This window comes from Shinella pollutisoli, from assembly GCF_024609765.1.
GTDB lineage: Bacteria > Pseudomonadota > Alphaproteobacteria > Rhizobiales > Rhizobiaceae > Shinella > Shinella pollutisoli.
In genome coordinates, this window is record NZ_JANFDG010000002.1 from 192,826 (window position 1) to 217,411 (window position 24,586).

Annotated in this window: 19 protein-coding genes and 1 tRNA gene; 11 read left to right on the forward strand and 9 right to left on the reverse strand. The window is 65.0% G+C overall.

Translation table 11 applies throughout. The features are described 5' to 3' along the window. Positions 1–61: 61 nt before the first annotated feature. The 3 genes from NNZ72_RS02415 to ilvD all read right to left on the reverse strand — a co-directional run bounded on the left by NNZ72_RS02415 (position 62) and on the right by ilvD (position 3,547). On the reverse strand, positions 62–841 hold the full coding sequence (locus tag NNZ72_RS02415; RefSeq protein ID WP_257312129.1) for a VOC family protein: 780 nt from the start codon (positions 839–841) through the stop codon (positions 62–64). A 27-nt stretch (positions 842–868) separates the two neighbouring features. Then, entirely contained in the window at positions 869–1,603 is a 735-nt protein-coding gene (locus NNZ72_RS02420; RefSeq protein WP_257312132.1) for a DUF899 domain-containing protein, read from the reverse strand. Between the two features lie 108 nt (positions 1,604–1,711). Then, positions 1,712–3,547, reverse strand: coding sequence for a dihydroxy-acid dehydratase (gene ilvD, locus NNZ72_RS02425; RefSeq protein ID WP_257312135.1), 1,836 nt, complete (start codon positions 3,545–3,547; stop codon positions 1,712–1,714). Positions 3,548–3,742: 195 nt separating this feature from the next. On the opposite strand from ilvD, the gene NNZ72_RS02430 reads away from it, so the two are divergent. Beyond that, positions 3,743–4,780 (forward strand): GntR family transcriptional regulator, encoded by a 1,038-nt coding sequence (locus NNZ72_RS02430; RefSeq protein WP_257312138.1) that lies wholly within the window; start codon positions 3,743–3,745, stop codon positions 4,778–4,780. Next, complete coding sequence (locus NNZ72_RS02435; protein ID WP_257312461.1) at positions 4,780–5,133, forward strand: VOC family protein; 354 nt, start codon at positions 4,780–4,782, stop codon at positions 5,131–5,133. Before NNZ72_RS02430 ends, NNZ72_RS02435 begins: the two co-directional genes overlap by 1 nt. Here NNZ72_RS02435 and NNZ72_RS02440 read toward each other — a convergent pair. Further along, a complete protein-coding gene (locus tag NNZ72_RS02440; RefSeq protein ID WP_257312141.1) occupies positions 5,126–6,655 on the reverse strand; it encodes a UxaA family hydrolase in 1,530 nt (509 codons plus the stop codon). The two genes, NNZ72_RS02435 and NNZ72_RS02440, sit on opposite strands and share 8 nt — an antisense overlap. A gap of 163 nt (positions 6,656–6,818) precedes the next feature. Here NNZ72_RS02440 and NNZ72_RS02445 point away from each other — a divergent pair, with 163 nt between their 5' ends. The 4 genes from NNZ72_RS02445 (at position 6,819) to NNZ72_RS02460 (ending at position 9,725) form a co-directional block, all read left to right on the forward strand. Then, on the forward strand, positions 6,819–7,571 hold the full coding sequence (locus NNZ72_RS02445; RefSeq protein WP_257312144.1) for a FadR/GntR family transcriptional regulator: 753 nt from the start codon (positions 6,819–6,821) through the stop codon (positions 7,569–7,571). Positions 7,572–7,620: 49 nt separating this feature from the next. Then, positions 7,621–8,769, forward strand: coding sequence for a galactonate dehydratase (gene dgoD, locus NNZ72_RS02450; RefSeq protein ID WP_257312147.1), 1,149 nt, complete (start codon positions 7,621–7,623; stop codon positions 8,767–8,769). A gap of 130 nt (positions 8,770–8,899) precedes the next feature. Next, the gene (locus NNZ72_RS02455; protein WP_371747675.1) at positions 8,900–9,505 is read left to right on the forward strand and encodes an acyltransferase; all 606 of its coding nucleotides are present in this window, start codon (positions 8,900–8,902) and stop codon (positions 9,503–9,505) included. Positions 9,506–9,590: 85 nt separating this feature from the next. Continuing rightward, on the forward strand, positions 9,591–9,725 hold the full coding sequence (locus tag NNZ72_RS02460) for a hypothetical protein (protein WP_257312153.1): 135 nt from the start codon (positions 9,591–9,593) through the stop codon (positions 9,723–9,725). A gap of 99 nt (positions 9,726–9,824) precedes the next feature. On the opposite strand, the gene NNZ72_RS02465 is transcribed toward NNZ72_RS02460, so the two are convergent. Continuing rightward, positions 9,825–9,899 (reverse strand) — tRNA-Val (locus NNZ72_RS02465). A 95-nt stretch (positions 9,900–9,994) separates the two neighbouring features. Further along, entirely contained in the window at positions 9,995–10,357 is a 363-nt protein-coding gene (gene cpdR1, locus NNZ72_RS02470) for a response regulator CpdR1 (protein WP_257312156.1), read from the reverse strand. 186 nt (positions 10,358–10,543) lie between these two features. Between cpdR1 and NNZ72_RS02475 the strand changes: the two genes are divergently transcribed. Continuing rightward, a complete protein-coding gene (locus NNZ72_RS02475; RefSeq protein WP_257312159.1) occupies positions 10,544–11,428 on the forward strand; it encodes an N-formylglutamate amidohydrolase in 885 nt (294 codons plus the stop codon). 135 nt (positions 11,429–11,563) lie between these two features. Here the strand turns inward: NNZ72_RS02475 and NNZ72_RS02480 are convergent. After that, positions 11,564–12,345, reverse strand: a protein-coding gene (locus NNZ72_RS02480; RefSeq protein WP_257312464.1) for an IS5 family transposase whose coding sequence is annotated in 2 segments (ribosomal slippage) — positions 11,564–12,015 and positions 12,015–12,345 — 783 coding nt in all. Because the reading frame shifts where the segments join, the coding sequence is not laid out codon by codon here. Positions 12,346–12,547: 202 nt separating this feature from the next. Between NNZ72_RS02480 and NNZ72_RS02485 the strand changes: the two genes are divergently transcribed. Then, a complete protein-coding gene (locus NNZ72_RS02485; protein WP_257312162.1) occupies positions 12,548–14,974 on the forward strand; it encodes an SIR2 family protein in 2,427 nt (808 codons plus the stop codon). Between the two features lie 373 nt (positions 14,975–15,347). After that, entirely contained in the window at positions 15,348–16,121 is a 774-nt protein-coding gene (gene hisN / locus NNZ72_RS02490) for a histidinol-phosphatase (RefSeq protein WP_257312164.1), read from the forward strand. A gap of 5 nt (positions 16,122–16,126) precedes the next feature. Here the strand turns inward: hisN and NNZ72_RS02495 are convergent, their stop codons facing one another. Continuing rightward, on the reverse strand, positions 16,127–17,089 hold the full coding sequence (locus NNZ72_RS02495; RefSeq protein ID WP_257312167.1) for an alpha/beta fold hydrolase: 963 nt from the start codon (positions 17,087–17,089) through the stop codon (positions 16,127–16,129). 431 nt (positions 17,090–17,520) lie between these two features. Between NNZ72_RS02495 and NNZ72_RS02500 the strand changes: the two genes are divergently transcribed. Next, entirely contained in the window at positions 17,521–17,982 is a 462-nt protein-coding gene (locus NNZ72_RS02500; RefSeq protein WP_257312172.1) for an Hsp20 family protein, read from the forward strand. A gap of 191 nt (positions 17,983–18,173) precedes the next feature. On the opposite strand, the gene NNZ72_RS02505 is transcribed toward NNZ72_RS02500, so the two are convergent. Then, entirely contained in the window at positions 18,174–19,220 is a 1,047-nt protein-coding gene (locus NNZ72_RS02505) for a threonine aldolase family protein (protein WP_257312176.1), read from the reverse strand. A gap of 524 nt (positions 19,221–19,744) precedes the next feature. Here NNZ72_RS02505 and gltB point away from each other — a divergent pair. Next, entirely contained in the window at positions 19,745–24,451 is a 4,707-nt protein-coding gene (gene gltB, locus NNZ72_RS02510; RefSeq protein WP_257312180.1) for a glutamate synthase large subunit, read from the forward strand. The last annotated feature ends 135 nt before the right edge of the window (positions 24,452–24,586 follow it).

Below are 24,586 nucleotides of genomic sequence, written 5' to 3' on the forward strand. Positions count from 1 at the left end.
GCCATCGCGGGGAGTTTGTGCAATGCGAAGAGAGATTGCAAGCGCTTCTCCGGCGCGGGCGTCAGCGTTTCATCGAGACCAGCGCGAAATAGGCGCCCTGCGGATCGAAGCAGTTGAGGATCCAGGCGCCGCCGGGAACCTCCATCGGCCCCATCAGGATGCGCCCGCCGCCCTCGGTCACGCGGCTGCCCGCGGCATCGAGGCCGTCGACGACGAAATAGAGGCCCCAGTGCGGCGGCGCCGGCATCTCTGCGGGCTTCGTCATCATGCCGCCCACGGCATCGCCGCCGCGCACGGAAAAGATCTGGTAGACGCCCTTGCCGCCGCCCTCGGCCATGTCGTAGGCCGTGTCCTTCGTCCAGCCGAACAGCTCGGAATAGAAGGGCCAGGCCTCGTCGAGGTCGCCGGCCATCAGCTCGTGCCAGCCGATGTGGCCGGGCGTCATCATCGGCGGCGCCTCCGGGTCGTCGTCGTCCGTGCTGAACAGGCAGAAGATCGCGCCATGCGGATCGGCGACGACGGCGAAGCGGCCGACGCCCGGGATGTCGGCCGGCGCGCGATGGACCGTGCCGCCCTTGTCGGCGACGGCCCTGGCGGTCTCCTCGATGTCGCCGGCATAGACATAGGCGCTCCAGGAGGGCGGCATGCCGGCGGCCTCGGCGGGAATCGCCATGAGACCCGCCACCTGCCGGTCGCCGGCATAGGCGAGCGTGTAATTCTGTCCCGGCATGCCGGAATCGCGCGTGGTCCAGCCGAGCACCGAACCGTAGAAGCGCTCGGCGGCGGGAACGTCGGTGGTCATCAGCTCGTACCAGCAGAACTTGCCGTGGTTCTTGTGCATGGGATCGTCCTCGTGCTTGCGGTTGGATCAGCTGCAGCAGGCATGCGGCTTGGCGGCAGTCTCGTATTCGTCCTTGCGCTTGACGAAGCTCAGCGTACCGGTCTCGTTGCGGCCCTTGGGCGCGCGGTCGAGGATCATCAGCGTGCCGAGCAGCTCCTCGCCGCCGCGGGCGTAGTCCGAATAGGTATGGTAGACGGCGCCGTCCTCGTCCTTGAAGAAGGCGCTGAGGCCCGGGAGCTCGTCGTTCGCGTCGGCCGCCTCTATTTCTTTATAATTGTAGAACACCTTGCCACTGGCAAGCTGCTCTTTTGTGAAGGAGACATGATAATCGAAATTGAAGTCGCTGCCATGGGAGGAGACCCAGGGGAATGTCCAGCCCATGCGCCGGCGGTAGGCCTCGATCCTGTCGAGCGGCGCGCGCGAGACGGCGATCAGGGTGACGTCGTGGTTGTTGAGATGTGGCAGCGTGCCGTCGAGATGGTCGCAGAGGAAGGAGCAGCCGGGGCAGCCCGCCTCCCAGTCCGGCCCGAACATGAAATGATAGACGACGAGCTGGCTGCGGCCGTCGAACAGGTCGGCGAGCGACCTGCGGCCGGAAGGCGTGTCGAAGACGTAGTCCTTCCCGACCTTCACCCAGGGCAATGCCAGGCGGGCGGCGCGCACCCTGTCGCGCAGCTTCGTCTCCTCCTTCTCCAGCGCCAGCAGCGCCCTGCGTGCGGCGAGCCACTCCTCTTCGGATACGATCGCGTGGTCGGGTCTCATGCGCGCAACTCCTCCTCGCGGGTGCCTTCGACGAATGCGTTGGTATCAACATTTTTTGCCGATGTCAAAAGCGGGCGCGGCCCGGGAGGGCCGCGCCCGCCGGAGGGATCATTCCGGCAGGATGCGCACGGCGCCCTTGTCGGCGCTGGCGGCGAAGGCGGCGTAGGCCTTGAGCGCGGTGGTGACGTTGCGCTTGCGGGGTGCTGCCGGCTTCCAGCCGAGCCGGTCCTGCTCGGCGCGGCGGGCGGCGAGTTCGGCTTCCGGGACCGCGAGGTTGATCGTGCGGTTCGGGATGTCGATCTCGATGATGTCGCCCTGGCGCACCAGGCCGATCGCGCCGCCCTGGGCGGCTTCCGGCGAGGCGTGGCCGATGGAGAGGCCGGAGGTGCCGCCGGAGAAGCGGCCGTCGGTGATGAGCGCGCAGGCCTTGCCCAGGCCCTTCGACTTCAGGTAGCTCGTCGGATAGAGCATCTCCTGCATGCCGGGGCCGCCCTTCGGGCCTTCGTAGCGGATGACGACGACGTCGCCGGCCTTCACCTCGCCGCCGAGGATGCCCTTCACCGCCGCGTCCTGGCTCTCGTAGACGACCGCCGGGCCGGTGAATTTCAGGATCGATTCGTCCACGCCAGCCGTCTTCACGATGCAGCCGTCGAGCGCGATGTTGCCCTTGAGGACCGCAAGGCCGCCGTCCTTGGAGAACGGGTGCTCGACGGAGCGGATGACGCCCGCCTCGCCGTCGGTGTCGAGGTCGTCCCAGCGGGCCTCCTGGCTGAAGGCCACCTGGGTCGGGATGCCGCCCGGGGCGGCCTTGAAGAAGGTACGCACCGTCTCGCTGTTGGTGCGGGTGATGTCCCAGCGGTCGATGGCGTCGCCGAGCGTCTCGGCATGCACGGTCGGCGTGTCGCGGCGGATGAGGCCGCCGCGGTCGAGCTCGCCGAGGATGCGCATGATGCCGCCGGCGCGGTGGACGTCCTCCATGTGGACGTCGGCCTTGGCCGGCGCGACCTTGGAGAGGCACGGCACCTTGCGCGACAGCCGGTCGATGTCCTCGAGGGTGAAGTCGATGCCGCCCTCGTGGGCGGCCGCCAGGATATGCAGCACTGTGTTGGTCGAGCCGCCCATGGCGATGTCGAGCGACATGGCGTTCTCGAAGGCGTGCCTGTTGGCGACCGCGCGCGGCAGGATGCTCGCGTCGTCCTGCTCGTAGTAGCGGCGGGCGAGATCGACGATCAGATGGCCGGCCTCGACGAAGAGGCGCTTGCGGTCGGCGTGGGTGGCGAGCGTCGAGCCGTTGCCGGGCAGCGACAGGCCGAGGGCTTCCGTCAGACAGTTCATCGAGTTGGCCGTAAACATGCCGGAACAGGAACCGCAGGTCGGGCAGGCGGAGCGCTCGATCGCCTTGACGTCGTCGTCGGAGACGCTGTCGTCGGCGGCGGCGACCATGGCGTCGACGAGGTCGAGCGCGTGCTTCTTGCCGTGGAGGACCACCTTGCCGGCCTCCATCGGCCCGCCGGAGACGAAGACGGACGGGATGTTGAGGCGCATGGCGGCGTTCAGCATGCCGGGGGTGATCTTGTCGCAGTTGGAGATGCAGACCATGGCGTCGGCGCAATGCGCGTTGACCATGTACTCGACCGAGTCGGCGATGATCTCGCGGCTCGGCAGCGAGTAGAGCATTCCGTCATGGCCCATGGCGATGCCGTCGTCGACGGCGATCGTATTGAATTCCTTGGCCACGCCGCCGGCCGCCTCGATCTCGCGGGCAACGAGCTGGCCGAGGTCCTTCAGGTGCACGTGGCCGGGCACGAACTGGGTGAAGGAGTTCACGACCGCGATGATCGGCTTGCCGAAATCTCCGTCCTTCATGCCGGTCGCGCGCCAGAGGCCGCGGGCACCGGCCATGTTGCGGCCGTGGGTGGTGGTTCGGGAGCGATATGCGGGCATGATCTGGTTCCTTGGACAGTCGGACACGGCCGCCCGCGAGGGGCGGCAGCCTTGCGTTGCGTGTTCCCTATCGCAAAACACCCCGCGCGTCACGAAAGGATTGCGGTTTTTTCGCCGCGCGGGCGCAATTTCCTTGCTTACCGCGACGGAAACATGACCGTTGTCGGCAGAATGCATTTGTGAGATGGTCCGCGCATGGACGGCACGAGGCAGGCGATGGCGGCAACAGGCGGCGAGGCCGCGGCGGACAGCGGACCGCTCTATCTGCGCATCCGCGACGCGCTCGCAGGCGCCATCGCCGCCGGGCGGCTGCCGAAGGGCGCGCTGCTTCTCGAAGGCCCGGTCGCCACCGTCTTCTCCTCCACCCGCACGCCCGTCCGCCAGGCCTTCGCGCTGCTGGAAGCGGCGGGGGCGATCCGCCGCTTCGAGGGGCGCGGCTTTCTCGTCGGACAGGGCCGCGGCGGGCCGCGGCGCGTGGCGCTGACCCCCGACATGCTCGGGCTCGGCGAGGAGGCGCAGGGGCTGCGCAAGGCGCCGGCCTGGGAAGCGATCTACGAGGCGCTGGAGCGGGAGATGGTGCATCTCTCCGTCTTCGGCCGCCACCGGATCAACGAGGTGGAGCTCGCCCGCGCCCGCGGCGTCGGCCGACAGGTGGCGCGCGACGCGCTGACCCGGCTGGAGGCGCTCGGCATCGTCGAGAAGGACGAGCGCATGCGCTGGACGCTGGTGCCGCTCGACGAGACGCGCATGCGCGACCTGCACGACATCCGCCTCGCGCTGGAGCCGCTGGCGCTCGCCCAGGCCGCGCCGCGCATTCCGGCCGATGTGCTGGAGGAGACGATCCGCCGCCATGAGGCCGCGCTTGCCGGCTATCCCGACCTGTCGGTGGAGGCGATGGACGGGCTGGAGACGGACCTGCACATCGTCCTTCCCGGCTACGGCCCCAACCGCGAGCTTTCGATCGCGCTTCGCCGCGCGCGCTTCATGCTCAACGTCAGCAAGCACGTCATCGGCGTGTCGCACCGGATGCCGGCGCGCGAGCCCTTCATCGCCGAGCACCTGACGGTCCTGCGGGCGCTTGCCGCGGGCGATGTTGCGGATGCGGCGGAGGCACTACGCGAGCATATCGCGGTGTCGCTGTCGAAGGTGATCCGGCGGGTGGGCGAGTTGCGGGAATCGCACCGGCCGGAGACGCCGGCCTATGCGAGCCCCGCCGGGCGGGGAGGGGCATGATGAAGGTCAAGCGCATCGTCGCCAACATCGCGACGGCGGAGCCGGCGGCGGTCGCCGGCTTCTACCGCGACGTTCTGGGGCTCGACCTCCTGATGGACCACGGCTGGATCGCCACTTGGGGCACGGAGGGCGCGGCCCGGCCGCAGGTGAGCTTCGCCTGCGAGGGCGGTTCGGGAACGCCGGTGCCGGCGCTCTCCATCGAGGTGGACGACGTAGATGCGGTTCACGCGGCCGCCATCGCCGCCGGCCATCCCGTCGAATACGGGCCGGCCGACGAGCCCTGGGGCGTGCGGCGCTTCTTCGTGCGCGATCCGGCCGGCACGCTCGTCAACATCCTCATGCACGTCACGTGACGGCGCCGACCTGCCACGGCACGAACTCGTTGTCGCCGTAGTCGTAGGCCTCGCTCGCCGTCTTGCGGCCGGAGGCCGTCTCGATCACGAATTCGAAGATGCGCCGTCCCGCCTGCTCGATCGTCTCCGTGCCGTCGACGATGGTGCCGCAATTGATGTCCATGTCCTCCCTGATGTGCTCGTACATGGGCGTGTTGGTGGCGATCTTGATGCAAGGCGCGGGCTTGTAGCCGGAGACGGAGCCGCGGCCGGTGGTGAAGGCGACGAGGTTGCAGCCGCCGGCGATCTGGCCGGTGACGGCCGCAGGGTCGTAGCCGGGCGTGTCCATGAAGACGAAGCCGCTTTCCGTCACCTGCTCGGCATATTCGTAGACGGCGTTGAGCGGCATGGAGCCGCCCTTGGCGACGGCGCCGAGCGATTTTTCCAGGATCGTCGTGAGACCCCCGGCCTTGTTGCCGTGCGAGGGGTTGTTGTTGAGCTCGGCGTCGTTCTTCGCCGTGTATTCGCGCCACCAGTCGATGCGCGACAGCAGCTTCTCCGCCACCTCCGGCCGGGCGGCGCGCCGCGTCAGCAGGTGCTCGGCGCCGTAGATCTCCGGCGTCTCGGAGAGCACGGTCGTCGCACCCTCCCTCACCAGCATGTCCGATGCGACGCCGAGCGCCGGGTTGGCGGAAATGCCGGAATAGCCGTCCGAGCCGCCGCATTCGAGCGCGAGCCTGATGCCGGAGAGCGGCTGCGGCGTGCGGCGGATGCGCGAGACGTCCGGCAGCATGTCGTCGATCATCTCGCAGGCGGCCTCGATCGTCTTGCGGGTGCCGCCCTGGTTCTGGATCATCATCGTGCGGAAGGTCTTGCCCTCCTCCAGTCCGGCCTCCTCGACCATCGGGCCGTACTGGAAGGTCTCGCAGCCGAGCCCGATCATCAGGATGCCGCCGAAATTGGGGTTCTTCGCATAGCCCTTGAAGGTGCGGGTGAGGATGCGCCCGCCCTCCGACTTGAGGTTCAGCGCGCAGCCGCCGCCATAGGTGAGCGCCACGACGCCGTCGATGTTCTCGTGGCCCGTCTCGCGGAAGCGGCGGGCATAGTGCTCCGCCACGTAGCGCGAGACGGTGGCGGAACAGTTCACCGTCGACAGGATGCCGATGTAGTTGCGGGTGCCGATGCGGCCGTTGCCGCGGTCGTAGCCCTCGAAGGTGCGCCGCTCGGCCTCCGGCACCATGACGGGCGGGGCGTTGTCGACGCAGAACTCGTGCTTCAGCGCCACGTCGAGGATGGCGAGGTTCTGCAGGTGGACGTGCTCGCCCGGACGGACCGCCCGCGTCGCATAGCCGATGATCTGGCCGTATTTCAGCACCGGCTCGCCTTCGGCGATCGGCGCGATCGCCACCTTGTGGCCGCGCGGGATGCGCTCGAGCGCGCTGACGCCGTTCACCAGCGGCCGGCCGGCGTCGACATTCGCCGGCACGACCCCGACATTGTCTTTGGCGTTGAGAACGAGAATGGCGGGGACTTCTGCGAGCATGGCGGTTCCTGCGAGCCTGTGGGGACGGGCGACAATGTGCACTTTGTCGGCAAAAGTCAATATTCCGGCCGGCATTTATTCATCATACGAATTTCTTGTATTTGTATGATAATATGCTAGGCTTGCTTCCATCGGGACAGGCATCGTTTTTCGAGAGGGCGAGGTGGCGGGAGGCAGGCAGGACGAGGGGCATCGGCCGTCGCTGCGGCGCCCGCGCGTGCGCCACACCGTAACGGCCGCGATCGGCGCCGACATCTGCGGCGGGCGGTATCCGCCGGGCACCGTGCTGCCGCGCGAGAACGACCTGTGCGCGACCTACGGCGTCAGCCGCACGGTGGTGCGCGAATCGCTGAAGGTGCTGGAGACCAAGGGCCTCGTGCGCGGGCGGCCGCGCGTCGGCACCATCGTCTGCGACCGGGCGGAATGGAACGTGCTCGACGCGCAGATCCTCGAATGGATGGGGCCGGACGTGCTGTCGGCCGATCTGCTCGGTGCGATCCTCGAGGCCCGCCGCACCGTGGAGCCGGCCGCCGCCGGCCTTGCCGCGGAGCGTGCGAGCGCGCAGGAGATCGCCGACCTGGAGCGCGCCTGCGACGAGATGGCGGCGGCAGCCGACGACCTCGAAACCTTCACGGTGGCGGACGCGCGCTTCCACGAGATCCTTCTCCGGGCGAGCCACAACCAGGTCTTCCACCAGCTCTCCTCGATCATCCATGCCGCGCTCTCCCATGCGCTCCACGTCTCCAACCGCGCGGCGGCGCAGCGCGAGGAGGCGCTTTCCGTGCACCGCGAGTTGGTGGACGCGCTCCGGCTGCGCGACGCCGGGCGGGCGCGGGCCTGTTCGCTGCGCATCCTGGACCTTGCCGCGCGCGACCTTTCGACGGCCATCGGCGCGGGCCGCCCGCCCGGCCCGTGAGGCGCGGGAAGCCCCATTCGAAGACTTTGAAACACGAGGGATGGACCCCATGAAGATCACGAAGCTCACGACCTATATCGTTCCGCCGCGCTGGCTGTTCGTGAAGGTGGAAACCGACGAGGGGATCGCCGGCTGGGGCGAGCCGGTGGTGGAAGGCCGGGCGCTGACGGTGGAGGCGGCGGTGCACGAGCTCTCCGACTATCTCGTCGGCAAGGACCCGCTGATGATCGAGGACCACTGGCAGGTCATGTACCGCGCCGGCTTCTATCGCGGCGGCGCCGTGCACATGTCGGCGCTCGCCGGCATCGACCAGGCGCTCTGGGACATCAAGGGCAAGGCCTACGGCCAGCCGATCCACGCGCTGCTCGGCGGCCAGGTGCGCGACCGCATCAAGGTCTACAGCTGGATCGGCGGCGACCGGCCGTCCGACGTCGCCAACAACGCCCGCGAGGTCGTCGCCCGCGGCTTCAAGGCGATCAAGCTCAACGGTTGCGAGGAGATGCAGATCGTCGACACCTGGGACAAGGTCGACAAGGCGGTCGCGACCATCGCCACGATCCGCGAGGCGATCGGGCCCCATGTCGGCATCGGCGTCGACTTCCACGGCCGCGTGCACCGGCCGATGGCCAAGGTGCTGGCGAAGGAGCTCGAACCGTTCAAGCTGATGTTCATCGAGGAGCCGGTGCTGTCGGAGAACCGCGAGGCCCTGAAGGAGATCGCCAACCATTGCTCGACGCCGATCGCGCTCGGCGAGCGGCTCTTCTCGCGCTGGGACTTCAAGTCGGTGCTGTCGGACGGCTATGTCGACATCCTGCAGCCCGACCTCAGCCACGCCGGCGGCATCACGGAATGCCGCAAGATCGCGGCGATGGCGGAGGCCTACGACGTGGCGCTGGCGCCGCATTGCCCGCTGGGGCCGATCGCGCTCGCCGCCTGCCTGCAGGTGGACGCCGTCTCCTACAATGCCTTCATCCAGGAACAGAGCCTCGGCATTCACTACAACCAGGGCAACGACATCCTCGACTACATCTCCAACAAGGAGGTGTTCCACTATGCCGACGGTTTCGTGTCGATCCCGCAGGGTCCCGGCCTCGGCGTCGAGGTGGACGAGGCCTATGTGATCGAACGGGCGAAGGAGGGCCACCGCTGGCGCAATCCCGTCTGGCGCCACGCCGACAGCAGCGTCGCGGAATGGTAGGATCGGATACCGCCCGTACGGCGACGTGCCGTGCGGGTGGCCGCCGCCTCTGGCGCAAATCTTTCCGATCTGCTTGATTGCGGCCCGCGGTTGCATGAAGGGCGGCCGAATCGGAGGAATTGTGACGTTCGTGCTGTTTTTCGTCGATCTGCTGGGGCGCTTCCGGCTCTGGCGCTTCTCTCGCCGCAACATCCTGGAAGGGCGGCCGAAGCGGATCACAGGCCCGCTCGTGATCCTGTCCACCGGCGGCAACCGGCTGGTGTTCGAGGACGACGTGGAGCTGCGCGGTGCGGCCATCGTCTTTTCCGGCAGCGGCAATACGATCGTCTTCCGCAAGGGCGTCAGCCTGTGCGGGCAGTTCGCGGCCTCGGTCGGCGGCGCCATCGACATCGGCGAGGGCACGCGCTTCAACAAGCCCTGCCGGATACGCGCCCAGTCGGGCAGGTCCATCCGCATCGGCAGGAAATGCCTGTTTGCCAATGTCGGAATCCGGACGTCGGATATCCACAAGATCATCGACGGCAAGACGCGCAAGCGCGTGAACCCGCCGGCCGACGTCGTCGTGTCGGACCGCGTCTGGATCGCCGAGAACGCCGCCGTCTACAAGGGCGTCACCATCGGCGCCGATGCGGTCGTCGGCGCGCATTCCGTCGTCACGCGCGACGTGCCGGCGGGCTCGGTCGTCGCGGGCGTCCCGGCGCGGGTGATCCGGACGGGGATCACCTGGAGGCGATAAGGCCGCCCGGGTTGTGGACGGAACCGGCGCGAGCCCGTATCTCTTGATTCGACAGGTCATTCACAGAAGGCACAAGGAGAAGATCATGCGCCTCACATCCGGTTTGCTCGCCGCCGCGCTCGCGGTCCTGACGCTTGCAGGCTGCAGCAGGACGGCCGGCGACAACACCACCTACGCCCGCCCGCCGGCCTCCTCCGGCTTCCAGATCCCGATCGACTGACCGGCGGCCCCGTCTTCCGCCGGAGGACGGGGCACGGCCCGGACGCGGCCGACACGAAAAAGGCCTCCCGGTCTCCCGGAAGGCCTCTGGAAATTCGAATGGTGGGCGTGACAAGGATCGAACTTGTGACCCCTACGATGTCAACGTAGTGCTCTCCCGCTGAGCTACACGCCCATCCGATGCGGCGCATAGACCACAAAACCGCGTCTGGCGTCAATAGGCTTTCTGAAGCTTTTTTTCGCCGCCGATTTTGCGGTCTTTTCCGCGTGTTAGGCGGCGAGCATCTTGTTGACCTCGTCGACCAGATCGCGCAGGTGGAAGGGCTTGGAGAGCACCTTGGCGTCCTTCGGCGCCTTGGAATCCGGGTTGAGCGCGACGGCGGCGAAGCCGGTGATGAACATCACCTTCAGGTCGGGGTCGAGTTCCGTCGCGCGGCGCGCAAGCTCGATGCCGTCCATCTCGGGCATGACGATGTCGGTGAGGAGCAGCGAGAACGGCTCCTCGCGCAGCCGGTCGTAGGCGCTCGCGCCGTTGTCGTAGGACATCACCTTGTAGCCCGCCTTTTCCAGCGCCTTCACCAGGAAGCGGCGCATGTCGTTGTCGTCTTCTGCGAGGAGAATCTTGGGGGTCATGGAATCCGGGAGCCGTTGCTGTGTTTGTCTGCCCTTTCGGGGCGTTCGGTTACGAAAGCGCACTCCGGTAAATATCCGGTGAATGTGGCGATACAAGTCCGGCGTGCGGCTTGCCAGTATGGACACGGGCGCGGTCGGCTGGCAACATGGCGGCACAGCGGATCGCGGGCAGGGCAAAGGGTACAGATGGCGGCGGATACGAGCGAAAACAGCGACTTCGAGGTCCTCGAACCGGTTTCGCAGACGCTTCCCCTCGTGTTCAACTCGCCGCACAGCGGACGGCGTTATCCACAGGACTTCCTCGAAGGCTCGCGGCTCGACGCGCTCGCCATCCGCCGCTCCGAGGACCACTACGTCGACGAGCTGTTCTCCGTCGCCCCCGCGCTCGGCGCGCCGATGCTGGTCGCCCATTTCCCGCGCGCCTTCCTTGACGTCAACCGCGAGCCCTACGAGCTCGATCCGCGCATGTTCGAGGGACCGCTTCCCTCCTATGCCAACATCAATTCGATCCGTGTCGCCGGCGGGCTCGGCACGGTGCCGCGCGTCGTCGCCGAGAACATGGAGATCTACCGCCGCCGCATGTCCGTCGACGAGGCGCTCGACCGGATCGAGACGATCTACAAGCCCTATCACGCCTGCCTGCGCCGGCTCGTCGTGCGCACCCACGTGGCCTTCGGCTTCGCCGTCCTGATCGACTGCCATTCGATGCCCGGCAACATCCGCGTGGCCGGCTCCGGCGTCAGGCCCGATTTCATCATCGGCGACCGCTACGGCACGAGCGCATCCGGCGAGCTCTCGCGCACGGCGACGCGGCTGCTCGAGGACATGGGTTTCTCGGTCGTGCGCAACAAGCCCTATGCCGGCGGCTTCATCACCGAGCACTACGGCCGGCCCGCCAAGGGCCTGCACGCGCTGCAGATCGAGGTCAACCGCGGCCTCTATGTCGACGAGGCGACGCTCGCCAAGCGGCCGGACTTCGCCGTCGTCCAGACCGCGATCGCCGGCTTCCTCGAGGCGTTTTCCGACTATGTCGAGGAATACGGCGCCGACCGCTCGCTCGCGGCCGAGTGAGGTCAAAAAAAACCGCGCTTGCGGCGCGGTTCAAGTCTAAACAAGATGTGATGAAGGAACGCACAACGCCGGGTATGAAAATCGCTATGGCGACTCGCTTTGGGTGAAGAGCATTCGCGACACATTGATGGGGTACTAGGTCCTGTTGACAAAGTGTGGTAGCCATATTTTTGCGGCAGCCAGGGCGAGGAATGCTGAGAAGGATTTTCGGGTCTTGTCGTATCGGGTCGCGACGCGACGGAACTGCTTGAGGCGGTTGAACATCCGTTCGATGCGGTTCCGGTCTTTGTAACCCTGGAAATCGCAGGCGGGCGGGTTCTTTCGGTTGGCCTTCGGGGGAATGACCGGCCTGATCCCGTGGATCAGGAGTTCCTCCCGCAGAAAGTCACCGTCGTAGCCTTTGTCGGCAAGGAACAGCCTCGGCTTGCTGACTGGTATCGCCAGCAAGTCAGGAACGGCGTTGTAATCCGATGCCTCGCCGCCTGTCAGGACAAAGCCAAGAGGGCGTCCTTGACCGTCTGCACGGGCGTGGATTTTCGTCGTAAAGCCGCCGCGTGATCGACCAAAAGCCTCCTGATAAGTCCCCCTTTAGCGCCCGCAGCCTGAGAGTGGCCGCGAACCGTGGTGCTATCGATCATGTGCTGCCAGTCATCCGTCAGCCCCAGTTCGACCAGGGTTTCAAGCAAAGCGTCCCAAACGCCTTGTTCTGCCCAACGGCGGAAGCGCACATAGACCGAATTCCACTTGCCGTAGCGCTCATGCATGTCGCGCCAGGGGCATCCGACCCGAAGAACATGCAGCATCCCGTTCAGGTATCGTCGATTGTCGTGCGAGGGCCGGGACTTCCTACCGCGTTCGGTAGGCAATAACCCCTCGATGATCCGCCATTCCATATCCGTGAGGTCGCCGCGAGCCAGAACCGCCTCCTAAAAGGTAGTCTTGAATCACGCTTCCGCTGATTTGGGAATCCACTTTGTCAACAGGGCCTAATTGGAGTAAATAATTTTTCAAGAATAAGTATCTCTTTTAAGAGAAATAGAATTCAAGGTTTGTTTTAAAAAATTTGCGAGAAAACAACACTCCTGTAGAGTGGTTTATAAATATGGAGAAAGATAAGCGATGGTTGTTGACGAGTTTCCCAGGAATTTCGATCCCACTAGGTGCATCCTGTTTCTCGGGGCAGGATTTTCTGCGGACGCCTTGAACAAGGCGGGAGGGAAGCCTCCTGTAGGGCGCGGCTTAGAAAGGGAGGTGAAAAAGCTTGCGAAGCTCGATGAGGATGACAGCGCGGATTTGATGGACGCGGCGGGATACGCGCTGAAGCAGGGCGCTGATCTTTATGGGCTCCTGGAGGGATTGTATACCATTCGAGCGCTGACGCCGCTACAGCGCGCAGTCCTAGCCCAGCCTTGGCGGCGCATCTATACGACGAATTACGACAACTCGGTCTCGGTCTTCAGAACGGAGCAGGGGAAAAGTGCGACGAACGACATATTCGATATCGCTGATCATGCGCCACGGCAACTAAGGCAAGGTGCGGTCGTTCATTTGCATGGCTCGATATCCAAATGCCAACCGGCCAATGTGGACGAGTCTCTGGTCTTGTCCAGAAGGTCGTACGTCCAGCAGCGCGTGAAAAAGTCAGCCTGGTGGGAGTGGTTTGATAGGGATATCAGGATTTCACAGTTCATATTCTTCTTGGGATATGATCTGAATGATTTCGAGCCTGCCGGTTACTTAATAAAATACCCTGGCATGAAAAATGTTCGGCATTTTATCCTGAGGGATGCAAGAAGCCCGGTCGCTTCATCGAAATTGGCAGACTACGGCATTCGTCATCCATTCGAGATGGCCGGCTTCGTCGATCGACTCTCCAATGCAAAGGTGATGCCGACCCCCAGGCATGAGAATGAATTGCAGGCGTTTCGCTATGTAGATTTGTCAAAGGACGACAAGCTTGTTTCAAAGCCTACCTCTGCGGAAATTCAGGAATTGCTTGCGTTCGGCAAGCTGAGATTTGATGGTATCCGTGTTACTGCCCCAACTTCTGAATATGTTGTGTTCCGTGATAAGTTAATTGGCCGCTGTATCGATTTGTTGAGCGAAAAAACCACCCTGATCATTCATAGTAAGATTGGGAATGGGAAGTCGGTTCTGGCGAATGAATTGAAAATAATCATGGCGCAGGGAAAATGGAACTGCTTCGAAGTTCGCGAGAATGTTACCCCGCCTCCCCAAGATTTTGAATTCTTACTGAACATGGAGGAGGTCGTTGTCTTCTTCCCGAGTTATGACAGTGCTGTCGCGAACATGCATCTCTTTGTAGATATGGATGCGAGTACACGGTATGTTGTGGAGATGCAGACTAGTACGCTTCAAGTTCGTTTCCAAGAAGTGAGCCGCCTTCTTGGAAGCAGCATCGCAAGAATCAACATAGATGAATTGGATAAGGGGGAGTGTGAAAAACTGCGCTCACTCTTGGAGGAGGCGGGGTTGTCCTCATTGGCGAAATCCGACCGGATAAAGAAAGGGCTGGAATTCCGTGACTTCTTGCTTTTTGCTTTCGAGGAGCCGGAAATCGCGGCGAGACTACGGTCTGTTATCGAGCCGATGCTTTCGAAGAGGGAAGCGAGGAAGGTTGTATGTGTTAGTGCGATTTTCAAGGCGGCAGGTCAGCAGGTCGATACAAGCTTCATTATAGACGCGACGGGGGAGGATCCGTACACGGTTATGACCGAATTGGGGGAGAAGGCTTGGGACCTTTTCAGGTATGACATTGATCAGGTCGAACCTCACTCCGCTGTGGTTTCAGAGCATCTTTTAAAGAAATATATTCCGCCAAAGGACTTCACTGACGAGATACTGAATCTTGCTCGCGAAGCCGCCCGACGATTGGATGAATCCGATGACTACAGTTCCGAGCGATTCCGTCGAGCCAGAGCGCTGCTGTCCTCGGTCATCCGGTTTAGTTTCATCGAAAGCGTGATCGGGAAGGGGCCGGACAAGCGCGCACTCGTAAAAAAAGTATATGAAGGCTGCCGCCGAGATGAGTTGGTGAAAAAGGAACCGCTCTTCTGGTTGCAATACTCGATATTCTGGCAGGATGAAAAGCGTTGGGACCTGGCGGAATCACATATGGTCGAGGCTTATGAGAGAGGATCCGCCCGACCAGGCTTTAAATTCTATCAGTTGGACACCAACAATCTTGGCTTACTGTGTGACATTGAGCGCTTTTCTCTGGCTGGAGAGGCTATTTCACGCTTCGACAAGATTGTTGAAGCTATGGAGAAATGCGGAGAAATGGTGGACGATGGCAACCATAGGGACCACGTCATCAAGGCTTTCCTGAAAGTTGAGGCGATGGTTAGGGTACGAGCACGGGACTTCACCCGATCCCAGGCAACGGCGCTAACATATGGACTCAACTTGATCATCCAGAAGCTCGAGGCGCTGACGCCGAGTGAGCGGGCGATCTGGGGAACCGATCCGTGCAAGGATAGCTTGAAGAGCAGCGTAGAGATTCTTACCGCTAGATATTATCACTGAGAACGCAGGATTGTTCACTTAATCCGCTCCACAGCGGCGAAATCTACGGGACGGCTGTCGGCATTAGAGTGTTGAGCCGGAAAAAATTCAATATTTTAAAAAAATCCAGTATTTTCAAAGGATTGTAAGTTGAATCAGTAAAAAAAACCGCGCTTGCGGCGCGGTTCAAGTCTAGGGAGGAAACACCCAAGGAGGGTATTTACAGTCACGGGTGACTGTGAGGAAAAGATAATGTTGCGGCGCACAAAAGTCAAGTGCGTCTGCAGCATGAAATTGCCGTCCGTCAGGCATCGTGCCATTTCAATCCGTTTCCGTTTTCCCGGACGATGCTTTATGGAGAAGGCCGGTTTCCTCCTTGCCGAAGAGATGTGACATGCTGCCTGACCGTGCCTTTTTCGACCTTCTCGCCGATGCCGCGAGGAAGGAGACCCTGCCGCGCTTCCGCGTCGGCGCCGACGTGATCGACAAGGGGGCTTCGGTCTTCGACCCGGTCACGGAGGGGGACCGGGCGGCGGAGGCGGCGATCCGCGCGCTGGTCGAGACGCATTTTCCCGACCACGGCATCCTCGGCGAGGAGCACGGCTCGGTCGGGCTCGACCGCGAGTATATCTGGGTCATCGACCCGATCGACGGCACGCGCGCCTTCATCTCCGGCGTGCCGGTCTGGGGCACGCTGATCGGCCTCTACCGCAACGGCGAGGCGGTGATGGGCCTCGTCGACCAGCCCTTCACCGGCGAGCGCTACTTCGCCGACGGCTCGGCCTCGCGCTACTCGGGCCCGGACGGCAGCCGGGTTCTCGCGACGCGCGATTGCGGCGCGCTCGGCAACGCCATCCTCTTCACCACCTCGCCGCATCTCTTCACGGACGGCCGCAAGGACCGTTTCGAGGCGGTGCAGCGAGAGGTGCGCCTCGCCCGCTACGGCTGCGACTGCTATGCCTATGCGCTGCTGGCGGCCGGCCATATCGACCTCGTGGTCGAGTGCGAGCTGAAGCCCTACGATGTCGGCGGCCTGATCCCGGTGATCGAGCAGGCGGGCGGCATCATCACCAGCTGGGACGGGGGACCGGCGGAAATGGGCGGCGAGATCATCGCGGCCGGCAGCCGCGCGGTCTACGAGCAGGCGATGGCGATCCTCAAGGCCTGAGCGGCTCACGCGCCGAGGCTCGTACCCTCGTCGTCGCTGCCGGGGATGAAGGCCTCGATCGCCGCCAGCGCCTGGGCGCGGTAGCGGTCGGCCTCCTGGAAGAGCTCATGGCGGGCGCCGTCGATCTCGATCAGCCGGCCGGCGCGGAAGATGCGGGCAAGCGCCCCGACCGCCCGGCGCGGCACCAGCGCGTCCGCCGTCGGGCAGAGCAGCAGCGTCGGGATGCGGATGCGCGTCAGGTGCTCCTGTCTCGTCACCCGGCCCATGGCGCGCAGCACCTCGTCGAGCCAGCGCGCCGTCGGCCAGCCGACGGCAAGCTCGGGATGGGCGGCGAGGATCCCGGCATTGCGGGCGAAGCGGCGGGCGTCGGAGGTCAGCACGTTGCCGTCGAAGCCGAGCGGCGATGCGGCCCGGCGGAACGTGTAGCGGCCGAGGCCGGAGAGCGCGGCGAGGCGGGCGATGACGGCGATGCGGCCCTGGCTCATCGACTGGCCGGCGAGCGCCACGAAGGGCGACGAGAGCACCATGCGCTCGATGCGGTTCTCCATCAGCGGCGCCTGCGACAGCGCCACCAGAGCGCCGGTCGAATGGGCGACGATGAAGAAGGGAAGCCGCGCGTCCGGCAGCACCACCTGCTCGAGGAAGAGCGACAGGTCCGCCTCGTAGTCGGCAAAGCGCAGGAGATGGCCGGCGCGGCTGTCCGTCAGCAGCCTGTCCGAGCCGCCCTGTCCGCGCCAGTCGAAGGTGGCGACCCACAGGCCGCGCGTCGTCAGGTCCTCGATCGTCTCGAAGTATTTCTCGATGCACTCGTTGCGGCCCTGCAGCAGCACCACCGTTCCCTTCGCCTCCGGCTGGCGGCAGCGGAACACCGCGTAGCGGACCTTCACGCCGCCGCGGCCCTCCAGGAAGCCCGCGAAGTGGTTTTTGGGAGCGGGGTTGCCGGCGGTGGCGTGGAGGATGGAGTCCATGGCGGGAGCGGGTCTCGGCAGGCGTCGATGCCAAGATGGATAGGCGGTCGGCCCGGTATCGTCAAAGAAAAAAGCCGGCTGCATGCGGGCAACGGGGGTGGCGGCGCATGCAGTCCGGCATAATTTGACCGGAGAGGAAGGGACGTTATCGCTCCGGTCGTCGAAGGCTCACGCTTTCGATGATGGCATTCTGGCAGGGCGAAGCTGAACGATATCCGAAGGAGCCGTTCATGCGCCGTTCATCGTCTTTTCGCGGCTTTTCCCCTTGAAGGCCGTGGCGCGGATTCCCATCTCGATGGCACGGGCGCCGAAAGGGCCCGTCGCGGTTTCCGTCGCCTTTCCGGGGCGGAGGCCCGATGAACCGGGGCCGCACTCTTGGAAATCGGGTGCCGCCTTCAACGATCGCAAACCGTTGCTCACAGGAGGACACCATGCGTCACGTCGATTTCTCCCCCCTCTACCGCTCCACCGTCGGCTTCGACCGTCTCTTCACCATGCTCGACAGCCTCGGCCAGCCCGACCAAGCCCAGAGCTACCCGCCCTACAACATCGAGCGCACCGGCGAGAACACCTACCGCATCACCATGGCGGTGGCCGGCTTCGACGAAAGCGAGCTTTCGATCGAGGCGCGCGAACATGCGCTGACCGTCAAGGGCGAGAAGAAGGAAGAGGCCGCCGACGAGGGCCAGTATCTCTATCGCGGCATCGCCAAGCGCGCCTTCGAGCGCCGCTTCCAGCTCGCCGACCACGTGGAGGTGCGCGCCGCCTCGCTGAAGAACGGCCTTCTCCACATCGATCTCCTGCGCGAGATCCCGGAAGCCATGAAGCCGCGCCGCATCGAGATCGCCGCCGTCCAGCGCGAGCCGAAGCAGATCGAAGCGCAGAGCAGCTAAGCCCGCGCGAAGGGATGCAAAAGGGGGCGGTGCCGCAAGGCACCGCCTTTTTTGTTTGGCGAGCCCCCTCATCCGCTTGCCGGCTCCTTCTCCCCGACGGGGGAGAAGGAGGAATGCCGCGAGCACCCCGATCCTTTCTCCCCTGTGGGGAGAAGGTGCCCGAAGGGCGGACGAGGGGGGCGTTTCCGGAGCTAGAGGGCGGAGAGGAAGCCGGCGATTTCCTCGTCCGTCGTGGCGAAGCTGGTGACGAGGCGGATCAGGGTCTCGTCTTCCGCCATCGTCGCCTTGACGGCGGGGCCGGCCGGCCAGTCGTAGAAGACGGCGCCCTTGTCGCGCAAGGCCTTGATCGCGTCGTTGCGGACGATCGCGAACAGCTCGTTGGAGCCCGTCGGCCAGGCGAGCCGCGCCGTGGCGGAGCGGCCGATGCCCTCGGCAAGCCGCGCCGCCGTGCCGTTGGAGCGGCGCGCCAGCTCCAGCCACAGGCCGTCGCGGAAATAGGCCTCGAACTGGGCGGCGATGAAGCGCGACTTGGAGAAGAGCTGCGCGGAGCGCTTGCGCAGGAAATGCATCTGCCGCGCCTTGCCCGGATCGAACAGCACCAGCGCCTCGGCGCACCAGCAGCCGTTCTTCGTGCCGCCGAAGGAAAGGATGTCGACGCCGCGCTTCCAGGTCATCTCCGCCGGCGTCGTGCCGAGGTGGACGAGCGCGTTGGCGAAGCGCGCGCCGTCCATGTGCAGCGGCAGGCCGGCCTCGCCCGCCACCGCGGCGAGCGCCGCGATCTCGTCCAGCGTATAGGCGGTGCCGGCTTCCGTTGCCTGGGTTATGGTGACGGCCATCGGCTGGCCGCCGTGGATGAAGTCCGGCGGGAAGCGGCCGATGGCGGCGGCAAGCGCGTCCGCCGGCATCTTGCCGGCGGGGCCGTCGACCGGCTGGAGCTTCGCGCCGCAGGCGAAGAATTCCGGCGCGTTGCACTCGTCCACGTTCACATGCGCCTCGCGATGGCAGAACACCTGTCCGCCGGGGCGGGTGACGCTCGCGAGCGCCAGCGAATTGGCCGCCGTGCCGGTGCCGACGAAGAAGACGGCGACGTCGCGCTCGAAGATCTCCGAGAAGGTCTTCTCCACGCGCTTGTCGAGGTCGCTGGTGCCGTAGGCGGAGGCGAAGCCGGCGGCGGCCTCGACGAGGCTCTCGGCGATTGCGGGATGGGCGCCGGCCCAGTTGTCGGAAGCGAAGAACATGCGGTTTCCAGTGCTGCGGGGACGTTCGGGCGGACCATAATCCAGATACGGCGGCGATCAATCGCCGGTCGCGGCCGGACCCCGGCTTTTCACCGAAATCGAAAGGAACGGAAAGAATCGTTCGGAAAAGCGTAATTTAATTTCAGGCAAGCGGAGGCAAACGGCAATTTTTCTTCATGACGTCGTGAATATTTGGCATGATGGCCTTGCGGATAGGGGTGCTTTCTGGCATAGAGCCTATGAAATAGGACAGTGTTGCTGTCCTATTTCGGTCAGTGACCGAACAGGCCTCTTCCACCGATGTCGGAGAAGGCCGGGATGGCGCCGGACGGGAGGTTCCCGACGATCCGGCGGCTTGCGACGGTCCGATGCCTGGTCCGCCGTCGCACATGTCCGCGGCGGGACAGGTTCATGCACAGACGACGCCCGCGGGGCCGGATTGCGAGACGCGCAAGCCGGCGGCCGCGCGGGTGCCACGCTTGCCCGCTGAAGAGGGGCGCAGAGGAGTGAAGACGATGGTGGTGATGACTCAAGCACGAGATTTGCGGCAGTCCCGGGCGCAGGCGACTGCGGCGGGCGCCAAGACGCGCGCTTCCACCCCGGGCCTGCCGAAAAAACAGGGACTTTACGATCCGCGCAACGAGCGGGACGCCTGCGGCGTCGGTTTCGTGGCGCACATGAAGGGCATCAAGTCGCACCAGATCGTCAAGGACGGTCTCTTCATGCTCGAAAACCTGACGCATCGCGGCGCGGTCGGCGCCGATCCCCTGATGGGCGATGGCGCGGGTATCCTCGTCCAGATTCCGGACCGTTTCTTCCGCGAGGAGATGGCGAAGCAGGGCGTCACCCTGCCCAAGGCCGGCGAATATGCCGTGGGCCACATCTTCATGCCGCAGGACGAGAAACTGGTCGCCCATTTCAAGAAGACGCTCGCCGACGTGACCGCCGAAGAGGGGCAGGTGCTCCTCGGCTTCCGCGACGTGCCGGTCGACAATTCCTCGCTCTCCAAGGCGCCCGAGATCGTGGCGACCGAGCCGCGCCACGTGCAGGTCTTCATCGGCGCCGGCCGGGATGCCGCCACCAACGACGAGTTCGAACGCCGGCTCTTCACGCTGCGCAAGGTCGTCTCCAACCGCATCTACGACGAATATGCGGGCGAGGAGAGCAATTTCTATCCCGTCTCGCTGTCCTCGAAGACCATCGTCTACAAGGGCATGTTCCTCGCCTATCAGGTGGGCGCCTATTACAAGGACCTCGCCGACCCGCGCTTCGAGAGCGCGGTGGCGCTCGTCCACCAGCGCTTCTCCACTAATACCTTCCCGTCGTGGAAGCTCGCGCATCCCTACCGCATGGTCGCCCATAACGGCGAGATCAACACGCTGCGCGGCAACGTCAACTGGATGGCGGCGCGGCAGGCCTCCGTCTCCTCGCCGCTCTTCGGCGACGACATCACCAAGCTCTGGCCGATCTCCTACGAGGGCCAGTCGGATACCGCCTGCTTCGACAACGCGCTCGAATTTTTGGTGCGCGGCGGTTACTCCATGGCGCATGCCGTGATGATGCTGATCCCCGAAGCCTGGGCCGGCAACCAGCTCATGAGCCCCGAGCGCAAGGCCTTCTACGAATACCACGCCGCGCTGATGGAGCCGTGGGACGGCCCGGCGGCGGTCGCCTTCACCGACGGACGGCAGATCGGCGCGACGCTCGACCGCAACGGGCTTCGCCCGGCGCGCTATCTCGTGACGGACGACGACCGCGTCATCCTCGCCTCGGAGGCCGGCACGCTGCCGGTCGCCGAGGAGAACATCGTCCGCAAGTGGCGTCTCCAGCCGGGCAAGATGCTGCTGATCGACATGGAGGAGGGGCGCATCATCTCCGACGAGGAGGTGAAGTCGCAGCTCGCCGCCAAGCATCCCTATCGCGAATGGCTCGACCGCACCCAGATCATCCTGGAGGACCTCGGCCCGGTGGAGCCGCGGGCGCTGCGCCGCGACGTGTCGCTGCGCGACCGCCAGCAGGCCTTCGGCTACACGCAGGAGGACACGAAGCTGCTGATGTCGCCGATGGCGACGACGGGGCAGGAGGCGATCGGCTCGATGGGCACCGACACGCCGATCTCGGCGATGTCCGACAAGCCGAAGCTGCTCTACACCTATTTCAAGCAGAATTTCGCGCAGGTGACGAACCCGCCGATCGACCCGATCCGCGAGGAGCTGGTGATGAGCCTCGTCTCCTTCATCGGCCCGCGCCCGAACATCCTCGACCACGGTGGTGCTGCCAAGGCCAAGCGCATGGAGGTGCGCCAGCCGATCCTCACCAACGGCGACCTGGAGAAGATCCGCTCCATCGGCCATGTCGAGGATCGCTTCGACACCAAGACGCTCGACTTCACCTACGATGTCTCGCGCGGGGCCGAGGGCCTGCCGGAGATCCTCGACCGGCTGTGCGAGCGCGCCGAGCAGGCCGTCGGCAGCGGCTACAACATCATCGTGCTCTCCGACCGGCAGATCGGCCCGGACCGGGTGGCGCTGCCGGCGCTGCTCGCCACCGCCGCCGTGCATCACCACCTGATCCGCAAGGGGCTTCGCACCTCGGTCGGCCTCGTGGTCGAATCGGGCGAGCCGCGCGAGGTGCACCATTTCTGCCTGCTCGCCGGCTACGGCGCGGAGGCGATCAACCCCTATCTCGCCTTCGACACGCTTCTCGACATGCACAAGCGCGGCGAGTTCCCCAAGGAGGTCGATGCGGAGGAGGTCGTCTACCGCTACATCAAGGCGATCGGCAAGGGCATCCTCAAGGTCATGTCGAAGATGGGCATATCGACCTACCAGTCCTATTGCGGCGCGCAGATCTTCGACGCGGTCGGCCTCTCCTCGGAGCTGGTGGACAAGTACTTCTTCGGCACGGCGACGACCATCGAGGGCATCGGCCTCGACGAGATCGCGGTGGAGACCTTCAACCGCCATCGCTCCGCCTTCGGCCGCGATCCGCTGCTCGCCAACACGCTCGACATCGGCGGCGAATACGCCTTCCGCATGCGCGGCGAGGAGCATTCGTGGACGCCGGACGTGGTTGCCTCGCTGCAGCATGCCGTGCGCGGCAATGCGGAAGACCGCTACAGGGAATTCGCCGGCTTGGTGAACGCCTCGTCGCTGCGCATGAACACGATCCGCGGCCTGTTCTCCATCAAGGGCGAAGGCCGCAAGCCCGTGCCGCTCGACGAGGTGGAGCCGGCGGCCGATATCGTCAGGCGCTTCTCGACCGGGGCCATGTCCTTCGGCTCGATCTCCCGCGAGGCGCACACCACGCTCGCCATCGCCATGAACCGGATCGGCGGCAAGTCGAACACCGGCGAGGGCGGCGAGGAGGCCGACCGCTACCTGCCGCTGCCGGACGGCTCGATGAACCCGGAACGCTCGGCGATCAAGCAGATCGCGTCCGGCCGCTTCGGCGTGACGACGGAATATCTCGTCAATGCCGACGTGCTGCAGATCAAGGTGGCGCAGGGGGCGAAGCCCGGCGAGGGCGGCCAGCTTCCCGGCCACAAGGTCGACGCGACGGTCGCCAAGACCCGGCATTCGACGCCGGGCGTTGGCCTGATCTCGCCGCCGCCGCACCATGACATCTATTCGATCGAGGATCTGGCGCAGCTCATCTACGACCTGAAGAACGTCAACCCCGAGGCCGACATCTCCGTCAAGCTCGTCTCGGAAGTGGGCGTCGGCACGGTCGCGGCGGGCGTCGCCAAGGCGCGCGCCGACCATATCACGATCGCCGGCTTCGACGGCGGCACGGGGGCCTCGCCGCTCACCTCGCTGAAGCATGCCGGTTCCCCCTGGGAGATCGGCCTTGCCGAGACGCACCAGACGCTGGTGCTGAACGGGCTGCGCTCGCGCGTCGCGCTCCAGGTCGACGGCGGCCTCAAGACGGGGCGCGACGTCGTCATCGGCGCGCTGCTCGGGGCCGACGAGTTCGGCTTCGCCACCGCCCCGCTGATCGCCGCCGGCTGCATCATGATGCGCAAGTGCCACCTCAACACCTGTCCGGTGGGGGTCGCCACGCAGGACCCGGTGCTGCGCAAGCGCTTCAAGGGCACGCCCGAGCACGTCATCAACTACTTCTTCTTCGTCGCCGGGGAGGTGCGCGAAATCCTTGCCTCGCTCGGCGTGCGCTCGCTCAACGAGATCATCGGCGCCTCGGAACTCCTGGAGAAGGAGCGGATGATCTCGCACTGGAAGGCGAACGGCCTCGACTTCTCCCGCATCTTCCACAAGGTCGATGCGCCGAAGGAGAAGACCCACTGGACCGAGCGGCAGGATCATCCGATCCACGACATCCTCGACCGCAGGCTGATCGAGCAGGCGAAGCCAGCGCTCGAAGCGAAGACGCCGGTCGCAATCGAGGTGGACATCAAGAACGTCGACCGCTCGGCGGGGGCGATGCTCTCCGGCGCGGTCGCCAGGCGCTACGGCTTCAAGGGGCTGAAGGACGATACGATCTCCGTGCGCCTCAACGGCACGGCCGGGCAGTCCTTCGGCGCCTTCCTCGCGCGCGGCATCACCTTCGATCTCGTCGGTGCCGGCAACGACTATGTCGGCAAGGGCCTGTCGGGCGGGCGCATCGTCGTGCGGCCTCCGGAGGGAAGCAAGACGCTGCCGCACGAGTCGATCATCGTCGGCAACACGGTGCTCTACGGGGCGATCTCGGGCGAGTGCTACTTCAACGGGGTGGCCGGCGAGCGCTTCGCCGTGCGCAATTCCGGCGCGGTCGCCGTCGTCGAGGGCGTGGGCGACCACGGCTGCGAATACATGACGGGCGGCGTCGTCGTCGTCATCGGCCAGACGGGGCGCAACTTCGCCGCCGGCATGTCGGGGGGCGTGGCCTATGTGCTCGACGAGGAGGGCGATTTCGCCCGCCGCTGCAACATGGCGATGGTCGAGCTGCAACCGGTGCCGGAGGAGGACGACATGCTGGAGAAGCTGCACCACCACGGCGGCGACCTCATGCACAAGGGCATGGTCGACGTCTCCGGCGACATGACGCGTCACGACGAGGAACGGCTCTACCAGCTCGTCTCCAACCACCTGCACTATACCGGCTCGCCGCGGGCCAGGGAGATCCTCGACCATTGGGCCGAGTACCGACCGAAATTCCGCAAGGTCATGCCGGTCGAGTACCGCCGTGCGCTGGAAGACATGGAGCGGATGCAGACCGCGGAAGCGGCCGAGTAGTCTCGGCAAAAGCCCCTCATCCGCCTGCCGGCACCTTCTTCGCGTAACGGGGAGAAGGGACACGCGGCAAGGCGGTGCGGCATCTTCCTTCTCCCCGCCTGCGGGGAGAGGTCGCGGCAGCGGGATGAGGGGCCA

Excerpts from the sequence above, each read along its gene's own strand:
- NNZ72_RS02415 (WP_257312129.1), bottom strand. The coding sequence starts at position 841 with ATGCACAAGAACCACGGCAAGTTCTGCTGGTACGAGCTGATGACCACC.
- NNZ72_RS02420 (WP_257312132.1), bottom strand. The coding sequence starts at position 1,603 with ATGAGACCCGACCACGCGATCGTATCCGAAGAGGAGTGGCTCGCCGCA.
- ilvD (WP_257312135.1), bottom strand. The coding sequence starts at position 3,547 with ATGCCCGCATATCGCTCCCGAACCACCACCCACGGCCGCAACATGGCC.
- NNZ72_RS02430 (WP_257312138.1), top strand. The coding sequence starts at position 3,743 with ATGGACGGCACGAGGCAGGCGATGGCGGCAACAGGCGGCGAGGCCGCG.
- NNZ72_RS02435 (WP_257312461.1), top strand. The coding sequence starts at position 4,780 with ATGAAGGTCAAGCGCATCGTCGCCAACATCGCGACGGCGGAGCCGGCG.
- NNZ72_RS02440 (WP_257312141.1), bottom strand. The coding sequence starts at position 6,655 with ATGCTCGCAGAAGTCCCCGCCATTCTCGTTCTCAACGCCAAAGACAAT.
- dgoD (WP_257312147.1), top strand. The coding sequence starts at position 7,621 with ATGAAGATCACGAAGCTCACGACCTATATCGTTCCGCCGCGCTGGCTG.
- NNZ72_RS02460 (WP_257312153.1), top strand. The coding sequence starts at position 9,591 with ATGCGCCTCACATCCGGTTTGCTCGCCGCCGCGCTCGCGGTCCTGACG.
- cpdR1 (WP_257312156.1), bottom strand. The coding sequence starts at position 10,357 with ATGACCCCCAAGATTCTCCTCGCAGAAGACGACAACGACATGCGCCGC.
- NNZ72_RS02475 (WP_257312159.1), top strand. The coding sequence starts at position 10,544 with ATGGCGGCGGATACGAGCGAAAACAGCGACTTCGAGGTCCTCGAACCG.
- NNZ72_RS02485 (WP_257312162.1), top strand. The coding sequence starts at position 12,548 with ATGGTTGTTGACGAGTTTCCCAGGAATTTCGATCCCACTAGGTGCATC.
- hisN (WP_257312164.1), top strand. The coding sequence starts at position 15,348 with ATGCTGCCTGACCGTGCCTTTTTCGACCTTCTCGCCGATGCCGCGAGG.
- NNZ72_RS02495 (WP_257312167.1), bottom strand. The coding sequence starts at position 17,089 with ATGGACTCCATCCTCCACGCCACCGCCGGCAACCCCGCTCCCAAAAAC.
- NNZ72_RS02500 (WP_257312172.1), top strand. The coding sequence starts at position 17,521 with ATGCGTCACGTCGATTTCTCCCCCCTCTACCGCTCCACCGTCGGCTTC.
- NNZ72_RS02505 (WP_257312176.1), bottom strand. The coding sequence starts at position 19,220 with ATGTTCTTCGCTTCCGACAACTGGGCCGGCGCCCATCCCGCAATCGCC.
- gltB (WP_257312180.1), top strand. The coding sequence starts at position 19,745 with ATGACTCAAGCACGAGATTTGCGGCAGTCCCGGGCGCAGGCGACTGCG.